The organism is Micromonospora qiuiae, assembly GCF_016863555.1.
Lineage (GTDB): Bacteria > Actinomycetota > Actinomycetes > Mycobacteriales > Micromonosporaceae > Micromonospora > Micromonospora qiuiae.
In genome coordinates this window covers 20,476-36,436 of sequence record NZ_BOPC01000045.1, presented here as the reverse complement: position 1 = coordinate 36,436, position 15,961 = coordinate 20,476, and the positions used below count along the sequence as shown (strand labels likewise).

The window sequence follows — 15,961 nt, the reverse complement described above, 5'->3', positions numbered from 1 at the left end:
GAGCTCCATTGACACTCTTGGCCCCGACGCTGGAATAAGCGATCACACCCTCGGCGCTCTTACACTGAACGACCGTCGATAGCTGCCGCCACCGGGCGGATCATGAGCGCACCCCGACCAGAGCCATCTCTATGTAGGGGCGTCCGTGGGGGAGGAAATGAAACGGCGTCCTGCGGTAAGCCACGGCCACGGCGTCCGCGATGTGCGGGGCCTGGATCGTGCTGCCTGGGTCGAACTCGCCAAGGGCGCCGTCGTCGACCTCGTTGAGGCCGAGTTCGCTGTGCCGCACGCAGAGCTGGAAGCCCGGCTGTGGGAGCGAGTGTGGGAAGAACCTGGAAGCGGTCGGCGTGCCTCCTTCTTCCCACACATCCTCAGCGAGGCGGTCCGGGACCTCACCGCAGAAGAGCAGATCCAGACCTGGGAGCACCCGACCAAGGGTGGGGTCACCACCGAGCTGATCATCCCCGGCAACGTCGACGGCCGCTGGACATACATCGAGCGGGTCATCCGGCGTAAGGCCATGCTCTACGCCCGCTTCCTGCGGTGGAGCAAGACGGAGTTCGGCCCGGCGGGCGAGGCTGTCGTGCGTGCCTCGCTCACCGACGCGATGCACCGCGGCTTCGTACCGATCACGCCCGGCTTCGGAGAGGTGGCCACCCTCGGCACGGCCAGCGTGAGAGGCCCACTGGACTCCGGCGCCTGGATGCTCGTCAACGACCCGGTGGCGAGACTGCCCGTTCCGCACGCCATCCTGTTCGAGATCAAGAACCGGCGGTTGACCCTCTACCCCCGACACGCCGAAGTGCACCAGCTCCTCTACAAGGCCGCCCACTTCCAACAGGAGCTGCCCGGCCAGCGGATCGTTCCGGTGCTGATCTGCCGACGCGCCCACAAGTGGCTGTTCTGGATGGCGAAGGACCTCGGGTTCATCGTCCACGACACCAAGAAGCAGTACCTGACCCTGCCCGACAAGACCGACCCCCGGCTGCTGGAGGAAGTCCGCACCGGCCTCGCCCTCGATGACCTGCAACTGGTCTCCAGCACCTCCCAGCCACGCATCCACAACCTCTTCCTGGAGGTGCTTCCCGCTCAAGCCCGCGCCGTCGCAGAGCGATGGGCGCAGGCCGGCTCGACCCTGCTCAAGCACTACCAGACAATGCGTGACGACCGACTGAAGCCCTGGACCCGGACCGAAGCCCTCGCCGATCTCCGCGCCGACGCCGCCCTCGCACTCGACGCCGCCGGAGTACCTGCCGACGAGCAGATCCTGGCCTGGGCCTTGGAGGAAGACACCGACGCTCCCGAGGGTTACTGAACCGCCAACGCAGTAGCCCAGAGCGCGGCGCCGATCAGAAGGGCGGCTCCTCGTCGAAGTTGCCTCGCGCGGGGGCGGCGACGTTGGCCCAAGGGTCCTCGAAGTTGCCACGAGGCTCCGGCGGGGGGCTCGGCTTGGGCGGTAGCGTCGGTACGTCGCCCTCGTAGTCATCGAGCACGGCGTTCCAGCGCTTCTTCAGCTCACCGCGCAGAGTCACCTCGGACCAGTTGTCCTCGGGCCACCGATCTTCGTCCGGGCTCCGATCCGCCAGGGCGCAGAACGCCTGGAGGATGGCATCAACGGTTGCCCAGGTACGCGGCACCACGACACCGGTCAACACACGGCGGATGGTCTCGGTGCTCGCCGTACCCGGCAGGTCCTCGTTGTCCCGGATCCAACTCTCGATCTGCCGCAGTGTCGGCCGGCCAGCCTCCCGGTAGTGCGTGAACAACTCCTCGACGAAGGCGCGGCGAGGACCTTCCGGCAGCACGTCCTTCGACGGCATCCTCAACGTTCTCGGCACGTCCGCCCCCCGCTCGGAAGTCACGCTTTGACAACCGAAGTCTAGGGACCACCACCCACGTCTCACTTTCCCAGCATCACGACAACGCTGGGACAACCATGAGCCCAAGTCGACGTCCGGAGATCAACCACTCTGAGCAGGCCTAACGATGGATTCATCAGCAAGTTCGACCATCGGAAGGCTGCCCGTTGACCACCCTGACCGTCCGCGGCCTCTGGCTCGCGATCGCCGCCCTAACGGCCGTCCTCGTCGGCGCCACCGCTGGCCTGCTCGCCTGGGCCGGCGGACTCAACCCGCCCACCGCCGTGCTGACGGGGGGTGGTGGCTTCGGCGGCGCCCTCCTGCTCATCCTCACTGCCGTCCGGTTCACGGCCGGCGAGCCGCAGTGAGGCAGGGGTTGGCGTCGCCGTGCCTGGCAGCTCAATCAGACGCCACGTACGCGGCCGGATCCGCCCGCGTATCCGGCCAGCAGGCGGGTTGCCTCTCACCGCCGGCCGCGGGCACGCTGAACTGCATGCCCGACCTCGGCTCCGCCCTGCCCTCCAGCGCCCCTTCCGGCAGCTCAACCGCCAGCAGCCCGTCTTTTGGCAACCCGGATCCCAGCCCCACGACCGACGGCGGCATATTCGCCGGGCTCGGCCTGCGGTTCAGCCCGGACACGATCGCTGCGGCCGTCACCGAACTATTCGCCCGCGGCGGCACCGAGTGGTACGGCATGGCCGAACTAATCCTGCAGGACGCGTTCACCGCCGGCGATGTCGCGGCCGCGTTCAGCCAGACCGGCACCGGCGAACTGGACGGATTCCTGCGCGCCCTACCGCACCAGGTGACACACTCCCCGCGGCGGTGGCCCGTCGACGTCGGATCCGGGCATGTGCCCGTACGCCGCCTCGACGAAGCGGCGACCCGGCGCACCCTGGCCGACATCCTCACCTGGCTGCACGAGCGCTGCTACTTCGCCCGTGAGCTCGATTACCCGTGCGTCGACGCCCGCGACGACGAGGTGCGCGACCTCGGCGACGTCATCGCCGCCCGCCTCGGCCTGCCAGAGGTCACCGGCGTCCACGACCTGATCGGCACCGCCGACGTGGGCCAGCTCGCCGACATCATCGCGGTCGCCCGTGAGTACATCGCCGTCCCACCCGAACGGCACTACCACGACTACGCTGGGTGCGGCTGGCACCCCGGCACCGGCACCTGGTCCGCCGGGCTCGGCAGGCGCATCCTCGACGACCTTGTCGGCTGCGTTGCCGCGAACAGTGACCTCGGCGCGCTGCTGCTCGCCGGACGGCACCTCGGCGACGCGGCCGCCGCTGCGGCCCCGCAGGATCCGCTGCGGCGCACCAGCGGTGCCGCGTACGCGCCCGCGGAGGCATTCCTGCCGCACGGCTCGATCCTGACCGTCACTCGGCTGGTTACCCGGCTGGCTGCCGGACGGCACCTGGACGCGGCCGCCGCGTTCCTGCGCGCGCACCGCGTTCACGTCGAAACCGCCGGGGAGACCAGCCGCCCAACATTCACCCTCACCATCGAGATCTTCGACGCCGACCGTGACCGGCTGCGCCGTCACGAGACCCTGCTGACCCGCACTCTCGGCCAGCTGACCGCGATGCCGTGGACGATCCGGTACACCCGCCCGCCGGAGTACCGGCGCCCGGCTGTAACGACCACCCTGGAGCCAGCCGCGGTTGCCGCCGTCCTCGAACGTGCTGGCCGGGGCCGGGAAGCCGACACGGCGCTGCAGGCTACGTTCCGGTTCCGTCCCCAGCCCGGTGTTCCCACCGGCGCGCACCTGGTCGCCGTCCTCGACGATCCGGACAGCGAGGACGCGCTCCTGCTCGAGGACGCGATCTGGCGGCACTTCACTGGTTTGCGCGCAATCCGAGCCGCCGGCGGCCGCGAACAGCACCTCGTCGACGCGTTGCGCCCGCCCGGACTGCGCGGCACCCCGCCGCCACGGCCCCGCGTGTGCGTGATCACGTCCCGGGGGCATGTCGGCTCCGACATCGCGCCGAAACTCGACGGCGGGGTCCTCGACGTGCAGTACCGTACGTTCGCCGCGAACGCGGCCGGCGCCGCCGACGAGCTCGCCGCCGTCCTGCGCGCCCTCGCCGGTGACCCCGGACTGGACGGGGTGCTGATCGCCCGCGGCGGCGGAGACCGCACCGACCTGGGCCGGCTCGTCACCACAGCGGTGCGTACCGCCGTCGATGGGCTCCGGCAGGCTGGTAAAACCGTTGTGCTCGCGGTCGGGCATGGCACGTTCACCGCCGGGCTGCCCGCCGACTTCGAGGCGATCACCCCGGCGGACGCGGCGCACGCGATCCGGGCGATCCTCGTCGACCACCCGGCCGCCCGGCGGATGGCGGCCGCGGAAACGCAGGAACGGATCGCCGTGCTCCCCCTCGACGACAGGTGGCCGGACGCAGCCGACCGGGAGACCCGTGCCCTACGTCAACGTCTCACTGCGATCGACCTCGGGCACGAAGCCGCCCTGACCCGGATGCGGCAGCCACCCACCGCCGGCCACTGACCGTCGCCCGCCACGGCCCGGCAGCGTTCGGACCGACGCTAAAGCAGCGTTCTCGTGGTCGGCGCGGACTTGCGCCTTCGAGTGCAGTGGTCGCCGCCCGCGCCAGTCGGGGCGACGTCCCGGCCAACGCCCACCGGCGGGAGCTGGTTCCGGGTCGTCAGTCGCTGGGTGCGGTCAGATCGCCGGGCAGACGAAGGAAGCATCGGCTACCTGCCTGGAAGCCACTCCACCCGGCGTATGCGTTTGTATACTTTCCCCTATGTCGGTAGACCCGTACCGGTTCTCGTACACCAGCTACGAGGCGCTCGACCGCGCTGGCGTCGGCTGGCAGGCGGCCCTGCACGTGCTCACCGCCGCCCGGCCCCGGATCGTGCGCCACATCGGCGCGGTGATGCACGTCGTCGGCGCGGTGCAGGACGGGCGGCTGCTGGCGGTGGCGCTCATCGAGGAGACCGACGACGAGTACGTGGTGGTCGGGGCGCGGTGGCTCGACGAGGACGAGGCGCAGCCGCTGCGCAAGTTGATGGAGAGGGGCGGGCGATGAGCCGAGCAGAGGACATCAGGGCGGCGCAGGAGTCGCTGGAGAGCCGCGACTGGTCCGACGCGGTGGTCGACGACACCCCGCCGACGACGAAGGTGAGCATGTCCGCCCGGTACCCGAGCGACATCGCCCGCCGGGTGATGGAGGACGCGGAGGCCCGGGGCGTGAAGCCGGGGGCAATCCTGCGGGAGATCGTGGAGGCGCACTACGCCACGCTCGACGCCGCCGGCGACGAGCCGATCACCGTGCGGCCCGCGGACGTCGTCCGCGCGCTGGCCCAGGTTGCCCGCCGGGAGCGTCCCGCTGCCGCCTAGGGCGATGTCGGACGCTGGCCGTACGGTCTGACCATGCAGCAGGTGGATGGCTCCTCCGCGCCTGGCCGGGCGCCGATGCTCGTCGTGCGCTGGAAGGCCGGCAAGGTCCACGTCAGCCAGGACGGGATCAAGACATGGTGTGGCGCCCTGGTGCCTGACACCGCCACTCGCACCGTCCCGACGGTCGACTGGCACCAGCACACCAACTGCTACAACTGCGCCTACCGCCTCTGGCCCCTGCACGCACCACCCGGGTACCTGCGTCCCGCCAACGGCCAGGACTTCCCCATCCGCCGCGCCTGCCCCCACGGCGGCGATCCCCGCGCGTGCTCCACCTGTACGCCTCGCCCACCGAAGTACTGGCCCTGCACGCGTGGCTGCACCGACCCGCGCGATCACCAGGCTGACCGCCGGTACACCAAGTGCACCGTCTTCCCGCCCCGCCAGCCCACCGGCCCTGATGGGCGCTGCATCGGTGGCTGCGAGTCCACGGACCGGGTGCTGCACCGCGCCAACCCCGGGATGTTTTTCGACCTGGCCGACAGCGACTCCGTCACCTGCTACCACTGCGGGTTGTACGTCTGCGTCGAGTGCGAAACCTCCCCAGTCGAGTCCACGCTGACGTTCTGCGACGCCTGCCCCTGACCGCGTCAGCGCGGCCTCTACCGTCCCGGCGCCTCGGCGGTCACACCCGCCGAAGGAGACCGCGCTGGCGCCGGTGTCGCCTCAGCCGGCCGGCCTGCCGATGTGGCCTCGGTGACAGCGTCCGCGGTCGACTGAGGGAATCCCTGGGCCGCGAGCTTCGCCGCCTGCACGTCACGATCACCGGGCCCGCCAAACGTCTGGCCCGCTTCGGGGCGGTCGCCGCGAGCATTCTCCCCCCTGCCGCCGCCCGTCTCCCGCCACTCACCGTCAAGGGTGACGGCGGGACGATTCCCGTCGCCCTGGACGGTGCCGTGGGCCTGCGTCGCCCCGGCGCCCTGCTCGGTGGCGTAGTCGTCGACCACCCGGAACGCGTACGCAGCGGGCGTGTGGGCCCGGTCGACAAAGCCGGGCACCTGCCGCAGCAGGTCGCGCACATCGTGCCCGGCGCGCTCCAACTGGTCGAGCTTGTAGGCCAGCGCCGGCCACGCCGCCGAGGCGATGACCCGCTCCGCCCGGTCGGCGGACCACACCTCCCGCACGTGCACCGCCATCGCCTCCTGGCGCTCCTGGGCGGTGCGGCGCCGCTCGCCGGCGTCATCATGCCGGGCCTCCGCCGATCGGGCCTCCGCCGGTCGGCCGACGTCGTCCATGGCGGCGCGGTCGAGCTGATCGGACAGCCATGTCTCGTCCCCCGGCCGGGCACCATTCTGCGGGTCGACATGGACGCCGCGCTCGGCGAGCCGCACCACGATGACCCGTTGGGCGGCCTGGGCGCGCGGGTCGACGGCCGCCCACTCGGTGCTGGCCCGCCAGGCCCGCGCGATGTCCTCGGCCGACGCCTGCCGCCACCACGACGGCCGAGTCGCCGGCCGCCACACGGTCGCGCCGGCCTGCTGGGCCGCCCGCACCTGGGCGCGGATGCGGCGGGCCTGCTCCTCGCTGGCCCGAGCGGCGCGTTGCAGCTGGGCGACGCGGATCTCGATGGCCGCCTGCGCCAGTTGGCCAGCCGCCTGGATCGCGGCGGTGACCGCCGCGGTAGTGCGCTGGTGGATCTCGGCCATCTCGTTCTCGGCCACTAGCTCGTCCTCCTCAACGCTGCGAATCGCGCTCGATCGTGGGGTCGACGCGGGGCCGGGCCGGGCCCGGCACGGTGTGGACCGGCCGCTGCGGCGGCCCGCCCTGTTTCGGCACCTGTACCTGGTCGACGAGCTGGGCGCCCGACTGGAGCAGGGGCATCAGGTGCGCGGCGGCAGCAGCAGCGGCGCCGGCGGCGTGGGCCTGTTGCTGCGCGGCGCGCAGCTCGGCCAGCGCCACGACTAGGCGGGCCGCCTGGACGACGACAGCGAGCAGGACGGCCGCCTCACCGCCGTCGCGGGCGTGTCCGGCGACCAGCAGCGCGTCCGCCACGCGACCCAACTCCCGGGCCACCGACGACGCCGGCGGCGCCAGCGCGCGACGCGGTGGCGCCGCCGCCCGGGCCAAGGCGTCGGCGGCCCGACTCATCGGACCCTGCCCCGACGGTTCGGTGGCCGCCGCCACCCGTGCCAGCAGCTCAGCGCTGGCCCGCGCCACCGCTGGCCACTGCGGCGAGTCGGGCGCCACCCCGGCCAGCCGACCGCTGATCGCCTCCAGCGCGGCGGCCGACGATCGCCACACCGCCATCCGGTCCTCGCCACGCAGGTGCGATTCCGCGGAATCCGCTGCCTTCCACTGGCCGACCGAGGGCCGCTCGACCTCGGGCCATCGCGTGCGGACCTGGGGCAGGCTGAGGTCGCCGTCCAGGCTGCGCCCGGCGTACCAGGTCGGCGTGCCCGCCCCGCTCGGCCGCAGCGCGACGGCGTATCCGACCACCTGGTTCGGGTCCTTCGCCGAGGTCCGCGGGGCGACCAGCAGCCCCGCACCCTTCATCCGTGCGACCCACTCGGCCTCACTTCGGGCGCCGGCCAGCGCAGCGCGGACCTGGCGGCGCAGCAGCTCCCGATCCGGAGCCTGGCCGCTGCGCCGGGCCCGGTCGACCTCCGGCCGGTTCAGCTCCGGCCGCTTCGTCACCCCCGCCCGGCCAGGCGTCCACTTACCGAGCCCGAACTCGTCCTCCAGGAGATCGGCGACCTGCTGGCTGCGCCGCTTGTCCTGCCGCAGCCACACCGGCGCCCCGTCCTCGGTGGCCAAGGTGACGACCAGGTGCACGTGGTCGTTGCCCTTGGCCGACAGGCCGTGCCGCACCGCGATCCACCGGCACCCGGCCCGCTCCGCGTCGCCGGTGAAGCCCATCTCGGCCACGAACCGGCCCGCGATGCGCGACCAGATCGCGTCGTCGAGCTGCCCCTCCTGCGCGGGCAGGCTCAGCGAGCACTGCCACACGTACTGCCGCACCCCGCGCTCGCCAGCGGCGATCTGCGGCGCGTCCAGCCGCGCCGCCAACTCCTCTAGCGACCACCCGCCACCCTCACGGTCACGGCGATCGGGGGCGAGCAGCGCCACATCGTCGTACCCGGCGACCAGGTGCGGATTGACGTGTTCCTCGGCCTTCCCCGGCCCCCACAGGTACTCCAGCAGACCGCGTACCCGGCTGCCGTAGGTCACCTTCGGAATCATCGGCGGCCCGTCTGCGCGGCGGCGATCGCGGTCACCAGCTCGTCGGCCCGCGCCGCCACTCTCGCCAGGTACGCCGCTGCGGCGGCCAGGTCTCCGCCCGGCTCTCCGGTGGAGTGCAGCCGCGCTACGGCCTGGTTCAGGTTGTGCGCCGCACCCCGAACTTGCCGGTGCACGCCCATCAGCTCGACCAGCAGGGGTCCCGTCTCCGCAGCGCCGTCCGGACCTGCTGGGGCGGGTACGAGCGGCGCCGATCCGACCTCCGCCAGGTACGCCGAGGTGGCCATCCGGGCTGCCGCTGCGTTCGCCTCGACCGCCGTCATCTCTGCCTCGGACAGCCGCACGGTTACCCGGTGCACGCGCGGATCGTCGTCGTTGTGAGCACGCCGCCGGCGCTGGCTCGCACCGAAGCGGACCACCCCGACCTGGGCCGGTTCAGCCACGTCGACCACCCTCCCGGCGGACGCCACCCGCCGTGTATCGGCCGGCCGCAGCGCGGCCCGTCTGACCAAAAGTCAGACTTTTACTCCAACTTGCTCCGGCAGCGCCGGCTGGTCGTGTGCACGCGGCCTGGCTGGGCCGTGGCGTCGAGTGCGCCCGACGGCGCTCGGCTGCTCGTGTGCACACGACCAGGCTGCGTCGTGGCACCGAGTGCGCCCGACGCGCGTCAGAAACCCACCCCGTGAGGGCTAGAGACGGTAGCCGGCCGCCGCCCAGCGTCAAGGGCGCGTTGCGTCGCTGCGCGATGGGCCTTCGGCCCACCCTTGACCCTGGTCGACGTCCTCGGCTGACGCGAAGATCGCCCCCACCGGCCGGGGGGAAGGGTGGAAAAGCAGTACCGCGCAGATCGATCTTCGCCGCTAGGCTCGGCGTCCAGGCACACGAGATTGAAGCACCCTGGGGGAGGGTTCCATGGCCGAACAGACTGCCAAGGCCGTTCGCGCTGAGACGGAGAAGGCAGCACTTCAGCTGCTGCGTGAGCGCGCCAACCTGGTCGGCGAGGCAGCCACGGCGCGGCACGAGCGTGACCAGCTCGCGGAAGCTCTGCGCGAGGCCAACGCCCGCTACGCCGATCGGTACGCGGCGGCCCTGCAGGGCGGTTGGACGCCCGACGACCTGACCAAGCTCGGCCTGGACGCCCCGGTGTCCGCACCGGCCCGGCGTCGCCGTCCGCCGCGCTCGACCTCGCCTTCCGCCGCTGGCGAGCAGGTTGCGCCGCCCGGGGAGGTTCCCCCGCAGTAGGCCCGGGGATCGCGCTGGCACGTCGACGGCCTCCTCCGCTGTGTCGGGGGAGGCGGTCGCGCTAATCCTGGTCATGTGCCCGCCCCCAAGGGGGCACCGCGGGCGCGCATGAACGGCACTGGGTCGACCGCGTTGCTGCCGTTGGCGTGGTGCGGGCCCTTGGGCACGTTTACGTGGACCTCGAAGTGCAGGTGCGGTCCGGAGCTGCCGCCGCTGTTGCCCACGAACCCGATGACCGTTCCGGCCGTGACCTGCTGGCCGATGGACACCTCGGGCCGCTGGATCATGTGGCAGTAGCGGGTCACGATGTTGCCCGGGTGGCGGATGTCGACGTACCAGCCGCAGCCGCGCTGGCTGGTGTTCCCGTCGCGATCGCAGGTGGTGTACCAGTCGCACTTCACCTGCTCCACCACACCGGTCGACGCCGCGCGGATCGCGTCACCGCGCACGTCGGCCTGCGACAGGTCCACGCCGGCGTGCAGTCGACCGCCGCGCGGCCCGAAGCCGCTGACGATGCTGGCCCGGATCGGCTGCACCCAACCGCCCGGCCCCACCGGCACCGGCCCCAGGTCGTCGATCCCGCACGGGGCGGTCGGCGCACCACCGCCGATGTCGTCGATGCTCGGCAGGCCGAGCACCAGCGCCGCGAGCTGCTCGGCGTCGTCCTCCCACTTCTGGTACTCCTCCGGGTAGCCGGAGCGTTGCACCGCCTGCGCCGCGTCGGTCAACCGCATACGCTGCCAGCCGTCGACCCGCAGCAGCGCCTCGTAGAACTTCCCCGCGGCGTAGGTGGGCGTCATCCGCTCACGGACACTGCCCCACCCCGGGCGCTGCTGGAACAACCCGACCGAGTCGTGGTCGCGGCCCACGCCCTCGTGCGGCAGGGTCAGCGACTCGGGCACGTTGGCATTGGCCAGGTTGCGCAGCGTGGACTCCTGCATCGCGGTCGCCAGCGCGATGACGTAACCGCGCGGCGGCACCTGACGCTGCCGGCCGACGGCGACGATGGTGGCGGCGTGCGTCGTCTCGGCGCTGCCCCACCCGCCGGCACCGGGAACCGGCGACGCCCCGGGCAGGGATGGCAGTTCGCACGCTGCCGCTTCCGCCTGCGCCTGGCCGAACATCACCAGCGGCAAAACCACGGTGCCACCGCACATCAGCATGACCACCGCGAGCACCGCCACGCCCAGCGCGACCGATCGACGGTTCATCGGCTCACCGACCGGGTGAAGTCGTTCCCGGTCACTACCCACCGCCCACCGACGCCAGCCAGCCTGACGGTCAGCGTCCCCGAGTCGGTGGTCACCTCGTACACGGCCGCGCCGTTCTTCGGCGCCTGCTTCGCCACCGGTCGGCCTGTCACCCGTGTCGCTGGCACCCGCGCCGGGTCGACCGTACGGAGCACGTGAGCGAACCCCTCGTCGCAGCGTGACGCGACCCCCCGCCACCACGTCTCGGCCGGCAGGTCGGGACGCGCCCATGCCGCAGCGAACGCCGCCGCAACGGGTGCTGCCTGTGCCGCCGGCGGCGGGGCCACAGGTGGCCGGTCGTCGCCGTGGTCGTCCACGCCCGGCTGCTCCCCCGCTGGCGACGGTGGTCCGTCACCGGTGTCGGCTATCGGGTAGACCGGGCCGCTGCGCTGCGGTGCCGGTACGCCCGGATCGCCGGTGGGTGCGCAGCCAACCGCCCACATCGCGGCGAAAACAAGGCCAGAGGCAAGGTGGACCTGCCGATTCACGTGGCCAATGTGCGCCAATGTTCGGGCCCTGCGTGCCATTCGACGCCTCCCCCGTGGTGCTTTTCGCGTCCTATCGCGGCAGAGCAATCACCATAGATCCATTCGGAAACGCAGTGCTACTGTCGGGTGCTTGTCGGTGACCTTGGAAGACGGGGGAGGCATCGAATGATGGGGTTTCTCTGCGCCCGCCGGCAGGGCGGCCGGTGAAGGCAGCGGCTGTCGCACCCTCCCGAACGCGCCCCGGTCCCGCCCCGGCAATGCCCTTCGCGGCGATTCCGCAGAATCTCCGTGACTGGCCGCCAGTGTGGTGGGTCGGATGCCACGGCGGCGCCGGAACAAGCACCCTCGCGCGGCTGGTCGGCTTCGGCCTGGACTTCGGCAGCAGGAACTGGCCCCAGGTGACGCCAGCGATGCCGCCGGCCCATGTGGTTCTGGTCTGCCGAGCATCCTCGTCGGGCACCTGGGCCGCGACCGGCGCCATCGAGCAGTGGCGTAACACCCCAGGCATGTCCAGCCTGACGAAGGTACTCGGCGTGGTCGCGGTCGCCGCCTCACCCCGAAAGCCGCCGCGCATCGCCACCGAACGACTACAACTGCTCCGCGGGTGGGCGCCAGAGGTCTGGCGCATCGGCTGGGTCGACGCGCTCCTCGCCGCTGATGACCCGTGCGACGTCGGCGCTTCCCCCGACGTCGAGGCCCTGCGCAACGCGATCTGGCACAAGGTAAGCCCAGCCCGGGAAGGGAAACGATGACGCTGATCGACTACCTGGATCAACTTCAGGCCGCTGTGGCTGCGGCCCCGGTGCCAAACCCGGGGAGCGGGGAGCCGCCACCCGAATTGGGGGAAAAGGTCCTCAGGATCCTGAGGTGGGTGGCTTACCTGGCCGTCACCGCCTGCGTCGGCGGACTGCTGTTCACCGCAGCAAAGATGGCTCTTTCGCACCGTCGTGGCGACGACACCAACGTCTCCCAGCTCGGCTGGGTGTTCGCCGCCTGCCTGCTCATCGGAAGCGCGTCGGCGATCGTGTCCGCGCTGATCTAGGAGGAACGCGTTGCCGCGCTCGTCTGCCCCCCAGGACTTCGCCGACCGCCCGCCGTGGACGCGGCCCACCTTTATCGCCTCTGCGGCGCTGGTGCTTGTCGTCATCACCATCGGGGTGCTCGTCGCGGTGTCGTCAGCCGGCAGTAACGACGACACGAAAGCCACCGAAGCGCCACCGGTGAGCCCGGCACCGGCCGAGACCACCAAGCCGCAGACTCTGCCCACCACCGTGCCGACCGCCCCACCGGCCGGGGTGCGGTGGGAGCTGGTCGGTCAAACCGCAGTGCCCGTCAGCTCGTCGGCCGGCCCTACCCGCATTGCGGATGGTACGGCCAGCGGGTACGCGCACACCCCCGAAGGCGCGCTGATCGCCGCCGCGCAGCTCAGCGCCCGGGCTGGGTTCGATGCTGGCCGGCAGTCGTGGGAGCCGACGATCGAACAGCAGTTTGAGCCGGGTACCGACCGGGACCGGCTCCTGGCAGCGCTGCGCGAGGCCGGCGACGCCCCGGCACAGCCAGGGGAGCTCAGCCAAATCGCCGGTTTCAGCTACCAGTCCTACACCCCGGACACCGCCGTGATCGGCCTGACCATGCGCGCCCCGGGGGCCGGTACGTCGCGCTATCACGTGCTGTCGTTGACCTTGCGCTGGCGCGATGGGGACTGGCGGATGATCGCACCACCCGGCGGTGCGTGGACGTCGGTGAACCGGCAGACCACCGATCTGATCGGCGTCGTCGAGTGGGGGGCGCGGTAGTGTCATGCAACCCGGGCCTCCAGCCATGGTGCGTTCCCGGGATGGTCCTGGAGAGCACCGCCAGCCGGTTCCTCGACGAGCTGGCCGAGCAGGCATCCCAGGCCGCTGCGGAGATGCTCAAGGCACTGGTCACCGGCTGGTTGGCCATCCCCACCCCGGAGGTGTCGCAGACCTCCGGGGTCGTCCAGCATCTGCGTACCTACACCAACTGGGCGGTCGCAGCGATCGCCGTCGGCGCGGTTTTGATCGCGGCCATGAAGATGGCGCTGGAACGCAACGGCCGGGAAGCCGGCTCCTTTGCCAGGAACATGGTCGCTCTGGTGGTACTCACCGGCGCCGGCGTGCCGGCGGTGCAACTGCTCATCGGCATCGGTGACGCCTACGCCGACTGGATCCTCTCTGCCTCCGCCAACGGTGACCTCGGCAAGCGGCTCCTGCTACTTGCTCCCGCCCCCGCGACCGCCGGGTTACCGGCCCTGGTCGTGATCGGCATCTCGATCATGGTGTTCCTGTCCACCATGGTTCAGCTTCTGCTGCTGCTGGCCCGCAACGCCGGCCTGGTCCTGCTGGCCGGGCTGCTGCCGGTGGCCGCTGCGGTGGGCGGCTCGGTACGCAGCCGGTATGCGACGTGGCTGCTCGCCCTGGTGCTCTACAAGCCGGCCGCCGCCACGATCTACGCCGCGGTGTTCTGGCTCGGAGGTGAGAGCAAGAGCCTGACCGACCTGTTGACCGGCCTGGTCATGTTCTGCATGGCCATCGTGGCGTTGCCCGCCCTGCTGCGGCTGATCGCCCCGGCGGTGTCGGTGCTGTCCACCGGCGGGTCCAGTGGCGCTGCGGTGGCCGCAGTCTCTACGGCCGGGCAGCTCGCTTCCGGCGCGGTGCGGCTGGCCAACAGTGGGGGTAAGTCCGGCGGCGGATCCGGCGGCCGAACGGGCGACGATGGCAAGGGCCGGCCTGGTGGCGCCATGCCGTCAGCGCCGGTGCCGCCACCGCGCCCTGCTGGCGGAGGCGCCGCATCCGGAACGGGCGGGGCCACCGCCGCAGCCGGGTCAGGGGCGAAAGCCGGGGCCGCGAGTGCGGGAGCCAGTTCCGCAACGGCGGGCACGGCAGCAGGCTCCGGTGCCGGTGCCGCAGCGGCAGCCGGGCCGGCCGGGATCGCCGTGGCCGGTGGGGTCGCCGCAGCGAAGGCCGGTCCCGCCACCGTACGCAAAATCGGCGAAACGGGCTCCGGAGCAGTGGGCGGTGAGGGTTCATGAGCACAGGAATTCGGGACCGGGCGACCGAGCAGCCCACCTACGGCAACTGGCGGCTCGGCCGGGGCGCAGGACTGTTCGGTCTGGGCCCAGTTGGCACCATCGCGGCGTTCCTGGTCATGGTGATCGCCGCGATGATGCTGCCGGTCTCTCCACTGGCTTCGCTCGTCACGGCGGTCCTCGGCGTCCTGGTCCTGGCCCCGCTGGCGATTCGGATCAATGGCCGTACCGGCTTCCAGGTCATCACCGCTCGGGTGGCTTGGTGGCTTGCGCGGGCTCGTCGTCACCACGTCTACATCTCCGGGGTGGCCTCCCGGGTGGCCGCCGCTCACCAGCTGCCCGGGGTGCTGGCCCGCAGCGAGGTGTATGAGGTGGAGACCGGCCGCTCCGGGGTCGTCGCGGTCGTCGTGGTGCCGCAGAGCCGCCACTACACCGTCACCCTGCGATGCGCTCCCGAGGGGATGGACCTGGTCGACCAGGCGGTCATCGACGCCCGCGTCGCGCACCTGGCGTCCTGGCTTTCGGCGTTGTCCCGCGAGCCGCAGCTCGTGCAGGCGCAAGTCACCGTCGAGACCACCCCGGATCCCGGCACCCGGCTGGCCGCCGAGGTGGCCGCCACCTCCCGGCCCGACGCGCCGGCGCTGGCCCTGCAGGTGCTCAACGACGTCGTCCAGTCGTACCCGGCCGGCTCGGCGACCGTGGACACCCGCGTGTCGCTGACCTACACCGCCCCGCCCGGCCGGTCGATGTCCCACGAGGACGTCTGCCGGGAAGTCGCCGCCCGGCTGCCGCACCTGCACGCAGGCCTCACCGGCGCCACCGGCGCCGGCATCGCGCCGATGTCCGCCCGCAGGCTCGCCGGCGTGGTGCGCGCCGCGTACGACCCGGCCGCCGCCCTGGACCTCGCCCGGGACCCGCACCTCACGCCCGACTGGACGCAGGCCGGTCCGGTGGCCACCCGGGAGAGCTGGGACTTCTACCGGCACGACTCCGGGGTGTCGCGTACCTGGTGCATGGTCGAGGCCCCCCGAGGAGTGGTGTACTCGCGGCTGTTCGCCCGGCTGACCGACCCGGACCCGCAACTGCTACGCAAGCGGGTCACGATGATCTACCGGCCGTACTCCCCGGGCGAGGCGGCCCGGCTGGTCGAGGCCGACAAGCGCGACGCCCGATTCCTCGCCAGCAAGAAGCACCGGCCCAGCGCCCGGGACCTCACCGACCTGGCCGCCGCCGACCAGGCCGCGGAGGAAGAGGCCACCGGCGCCGGCGTCACCCGGTTCACCGTGCTGGTCACCGCCACCGTCGCCAACGACAAGCAGCTCGACGAGGCCACCGGCATCATCCGAGCCCGCGCCGGCGAGGCACGCCTGACACTGCGCCCGATGTACGGCTGCCAGGCCGCCGGGTTCGCCGCCGGCCTGCCCACCGGCGTGGTCCTGCCCACCCACGCCACAATCCCCTTCTAGGAC

Annotated in this window: 18 protein-coding genes; 12 read left to right on the top strand and 6 right to left on the bottom strand. The window is 71.9% G+C overall.

All coding sequences use genetic code 11. The features are described 5' to 3' along the window. Positions 1–157: 157 nt before the first annotated feature. On the top strand, positions 158–1,315 hold the full coding sequence (locus tag Vqi01_RS17205) for a hypothetical protein (protein WP_204035816.1): 1,158 nt from the start codon (positions 158–160) through the stop codon (positions 1,313–1,315). Positions 1,316–1,349: 34 nt separating this feature from the next. Here Vqi01_RS17205 and Vqi01_RS17200 read toward each other — a convergent pair whose 3' ends face one another. Next, the gene (locus Vqi01_RS17200) at positions 1,350–1,820 is read right to left on the bottom strand and encodes a hypothetical protein (RefSeq protein WP_204035851.1); all 471 of its coding nucleotides are present in this window, start codon (positions 1,818–1,820) and stop codon (positions 1,350–1,352) included. A gap of 206 nt (positions 1,821–2,026) precedes the next feature. Between Vqi01_RS17200 and Vqi01_RS17195 the strand changes: the two genes are divergently transcribed. From Vqi01_RS17195 to Vqi01_RS17175, 5 genes are all read left to right on the top strand, one after another. Then, complete coding sequence (locus Vqi01_RS17195) at positions 2,027–2,227, top strand: hypothetical protein (protein ID WP_204035815.1); 201 nt, start codon at positions 2,027–2,029, stop codon at positions 2,225–2,227. 125 nt (positions 2,228–2,352) lie between these two features. Further along, the gene (locus Vqi01_RS17190; protein ID WP_204035814.1) at positions 2,353–4,371 is read left to right on the top strand and encodes a hypothetical protein; all 2,019 of its coding nucleotides are present in this window, start codon (positions 2,353–2,355) and stop codon (positions 4,369–4,371) included. Positions 4,372–4,630: 259 nt separating this feature from the next. Continuing rightward, complete coding sequence (locus tag Vqi01_RS17185) at positions 4,631–4,915, top strand: hypothetical protein (protein ID WP_204035813.1); 285 nt, start codon at positions 4,631–4,633, stop codon at positions 4,913–4,915. Next, positions 4,912–5,226 (top strand): hypothetical protein, encoded by a 315-nt coding sequence (locus tag Vqi01_RS17180; protein WP_145777870.1) that lies wholly within the window; start codon positions 4,912–4,914, stop codon positions 5,224–5,226. Before Vqi01_RS17185 ends, Vqi01_RS17180 begins: the two co-directional genes overlap by 4 nt. Before the next feature lie 33 nt (positions 5,227–5,259). Further along, complete coding sequence (locus Vqi01_RS17175) at positions 5,260–5,871, top strand: hypothetical protein (protein ID WP_204035812.1); 612 nt, start codon at positions 5,260–5,262, stop codon at positions 5,869–5,871. Between the two features lie 17 nt (positions 5,872–5,888). On the opposite strand, the gene Vqi01_RS17170 is transcribed toward Vqi01_RS17175, so the two are convergent. From Vqi01_RS17170 to Vqi01_RS17160, 3 genes are read right to left on the bottom strand one after another with little or no spacing between them, the layout of a single operon-like run. Next, positions 5,889–6,947 carry a hypothetical protein gene (locus tag Vqi01_RS17170; RefSeq protein WP_239098455.1) on the bottom strand — a complete coding sequence of 353 codons (1,059 nt, stop codon included), beginning with the start codon at positions 6,945–6,947 and terminating at the stop codon, positions 5,889–5,891. Positions 6,948–6,960: 13 nt separating this feature from the next. Beyond that, positions 6,961–8,466 (bottom strand): relaxase/mobilization nuclease domain-containing protein, encoded by a 1,506-nt coding sequence (locus Vqi01_RS17165; RefSeq protein WP_204035811.1) that lies wholly within the window; start codon positions 8,464–8,466, stop codon positions 6,961–6,963. Further along, on the bottom strand, positions 8,463–8,906 hold the full coding sequence (locus Vqi01_RS17160; RefSeq protein WP_239098454.1) for a plasmid mobilization protein: 444 nt from the start codon (positions 8,904–8,906) through the stop codon (positions 8,463–8,465). The genes Vqi01_RS17165 and Vqi01_RS17160 overlap by 4 nt, the downstream gene beginning before the upstream one ends. 469 nt (positions 8,907–9,375) lie before the next feature. On the opposite strand from Vqi01_RS17160, the gene Vqi01_RS17155 reads away from it, so the two are divergent. Continuing rightward, positions 9,376–9,705, top strand: coding sequence for a hypothetical protein (locus Vqi01_RS17155; protein ID WP_204035810.1), 330 nt, complete (start codon positions 9,376–9,378; stop codon positions 9,703–9,705). A gap of 71 nt (positions 9,706–9,776) precedes the next feature. Here the strand turns inward: Vqi01_RS17155 and Vqi01_RS17150 are convergent, their stop codons facing one another. Further along, on the bottom strand, positions 9,777–10,916 hold the full coding sequence (locus Vqi01_RS17150; RefSeq protein WP_204035809.1) for a M23 family metallopeptidase: 1,140 nt from the start codon (positions 10,914–10,916) through the stop codon (positions 9,777–9,779). Beyond that, positions 10,913–11,443, bottom strand: coding sequence for a hypothetical protein (locus tag Vqi01_RS17145; RefSeq protein WP_239098453.1), 531 nt, complete (start codon positions 11,441–11,443; stop codon positions 10,913–10,915). Before Vqi01_RS17145 ends, Vqi01_RS17150 begins: the two co-directional genes overlap by 4 nt. A gap of 506 nt (positions 11,444–11,949) precedes the next feature. On the opposite strand from Vqi01_RS17145, the gene Vqi01_RS30795 reads away from it, so the two are divergent. The 5 genes from Vqi01_RS30795 to Vqi01_RS17120 are packed head-to-tail and all read left to right on the top strand — an operon-like array spanning position 11,950 to position 15,958. Beyond that, positions 11,950–12,195 carry a hypothetical protein gene (locus Vqi01_RS30795; RefSeq protein WP_239098452.1) on the top strand — a complete coding sequence of 82 codons (246 nt, stop codon included), beginning with the start codon at positions 11,950–11,952 and terminating at the stop codon, positions 12,193–12,195. Next, the gene (locus tag Vqi01_RS17135) at positions 12,192–12,485 is read left to right on the top strand and encodes a hypothetical protein (protein ID WP_204035808.1); all 294 of its coding nucleotides are present in this window, start codon (positions 12,192–12,194) and stop codon (positions 12,483–12,485) included. Before Vqi01_RS30795 ends, Vqi01_RS17135 begins: the two co-directional genes overlap by 4 nt. A 10-nt stretch (positions 12,486–12,495) precedes the next feature. Then, entirely contained in the window at positions 12,496–13,239 is a 744-nt protein-coding gene (locus Vqi01_RS17130) for a DUF8175 domain-containg protein (protein WP_204035807.1), read from the top strand. Positions 13,240–13,280: 41 nt separating this feature from the next. Beyond that, complete coding sequence (locus Vqi01_RS17125; RefSeq protein ID WP_239098451.1) at positions 13,281–14,495, top strand: hypothetical protein; 1,215 nt, start codon at positions 13,281–13,283, stop codon at positions 14,493–14,495. Further along, entirely contained in the window at positions 14,492–15,958 is a 1,467-nt protein-coding gene (locus Vqi01_RS17120) for an SCO6880 family protein (RefSeq protein ID WP_204035805.1), read from the top strand. The genes Vqi01_RS17125 and Vqi01_RS17120 overlap by 4 nt, the downstream gene beginning before the upstream one ends. The last annotated feature ends 3 nt before the right edge of the window (positions 15,959–15,961 follow it).

Bases quoted from the DNA above. Each gene is read 5' to 3' on its own strand.
- Vqi01_RS17165 (WP_204035811.1), bottom strand. From the start codon at position 8,466: ATGATTCCGAAGGTGACCTACGGCAGCCGGGTACGCGGTCTGCTGGAG.
- Vqi01_RS17125 (WP_239098451.1), top strand. From the start codon at position 13,281: ATGGTCCTGGAGAGCACCGCCAGCCGGTTCCTCGACGAGCTGGCCGAG.
- Vqi01_RS17120 (WP_204035805.1), top strand. From the start codon at position 14,492: ATGAGCACAGGAATTCGGGACCGGGCGACCGAGCAGCCCACCTACGGC.
- Vqi01_RS17190 (WP_204035814.1), top strand. From the start codon at position 2,353: ATGCCCGACCTCGGCTCCGCCCTGCCCTCCAGCGCCCCTTCCGGCAGC.
- Vqi01_RS17155 (WP_204035810.1), top strand. From the start codon at position 9,376: ATGGCCGAACAGACTGCCAAGGCCGTTCGCGCTGAGACGGAGAAGGCA.
- Vqi01_RS17205 (WP_204035816.1), top strand. From the start codon at position 158: ATGAAACGGCGTCCTGCGGTAAGCCACGGCCACGGCGTCCGCGATGTG.
- Vqi01_RS17185 (WP_204035813.1), top strand. From the start codon at position 4,631: ATGTCGGTAGACCCGTACCGGTTCTCGTACACCAGCTACGAGGCGCTC.
- Vqi01_RS17150 (WP_204035809.1), bottom strand. From the start codon at position 10,916: ATGAACCGTCGATCGGTCGCGCTGGGCGTGGCGGTGCTCGCGGTGGTC.
- Vqi01_RS17200 (WP_204035851.1), bottom strand. From the start codon at position 1,820: ATGCCGTCGAAGGACGTGCTGCCGGAAGGTCCTCGCCGCGCCTTCGTC.
- Vqi01_RS17180 (WP_145777870.1), top strand. From the start codon at position 4,912: ATGAGCCGAGCAGAGGACATCAGGGCGGCGCAGGAGTCGCTGGAGAGC.
- Vqi01_RS17175 (WP_204035812.1), top strand. From the start codon at position 5,260: ATGCAGCAGGTGGATGGCTCCTCCGCGCCTGGCCGGGCGCCGATGCTC.
- Vqi01_RS30795 (WP_239098452.1), top strand. From the start codon at position 11,950: ATGTCCAGCCTGACGAAGGTACTCGGCGTGGTCGCGGTCGCCGCCTCA.
- Vqi01_RS17135 (WP_204035808.1), top strand. From the start codon at position 12,192: ATGACGCTGATCGACTACCTGGATCAACTTCAGGCCGCTGTGGCTGCG.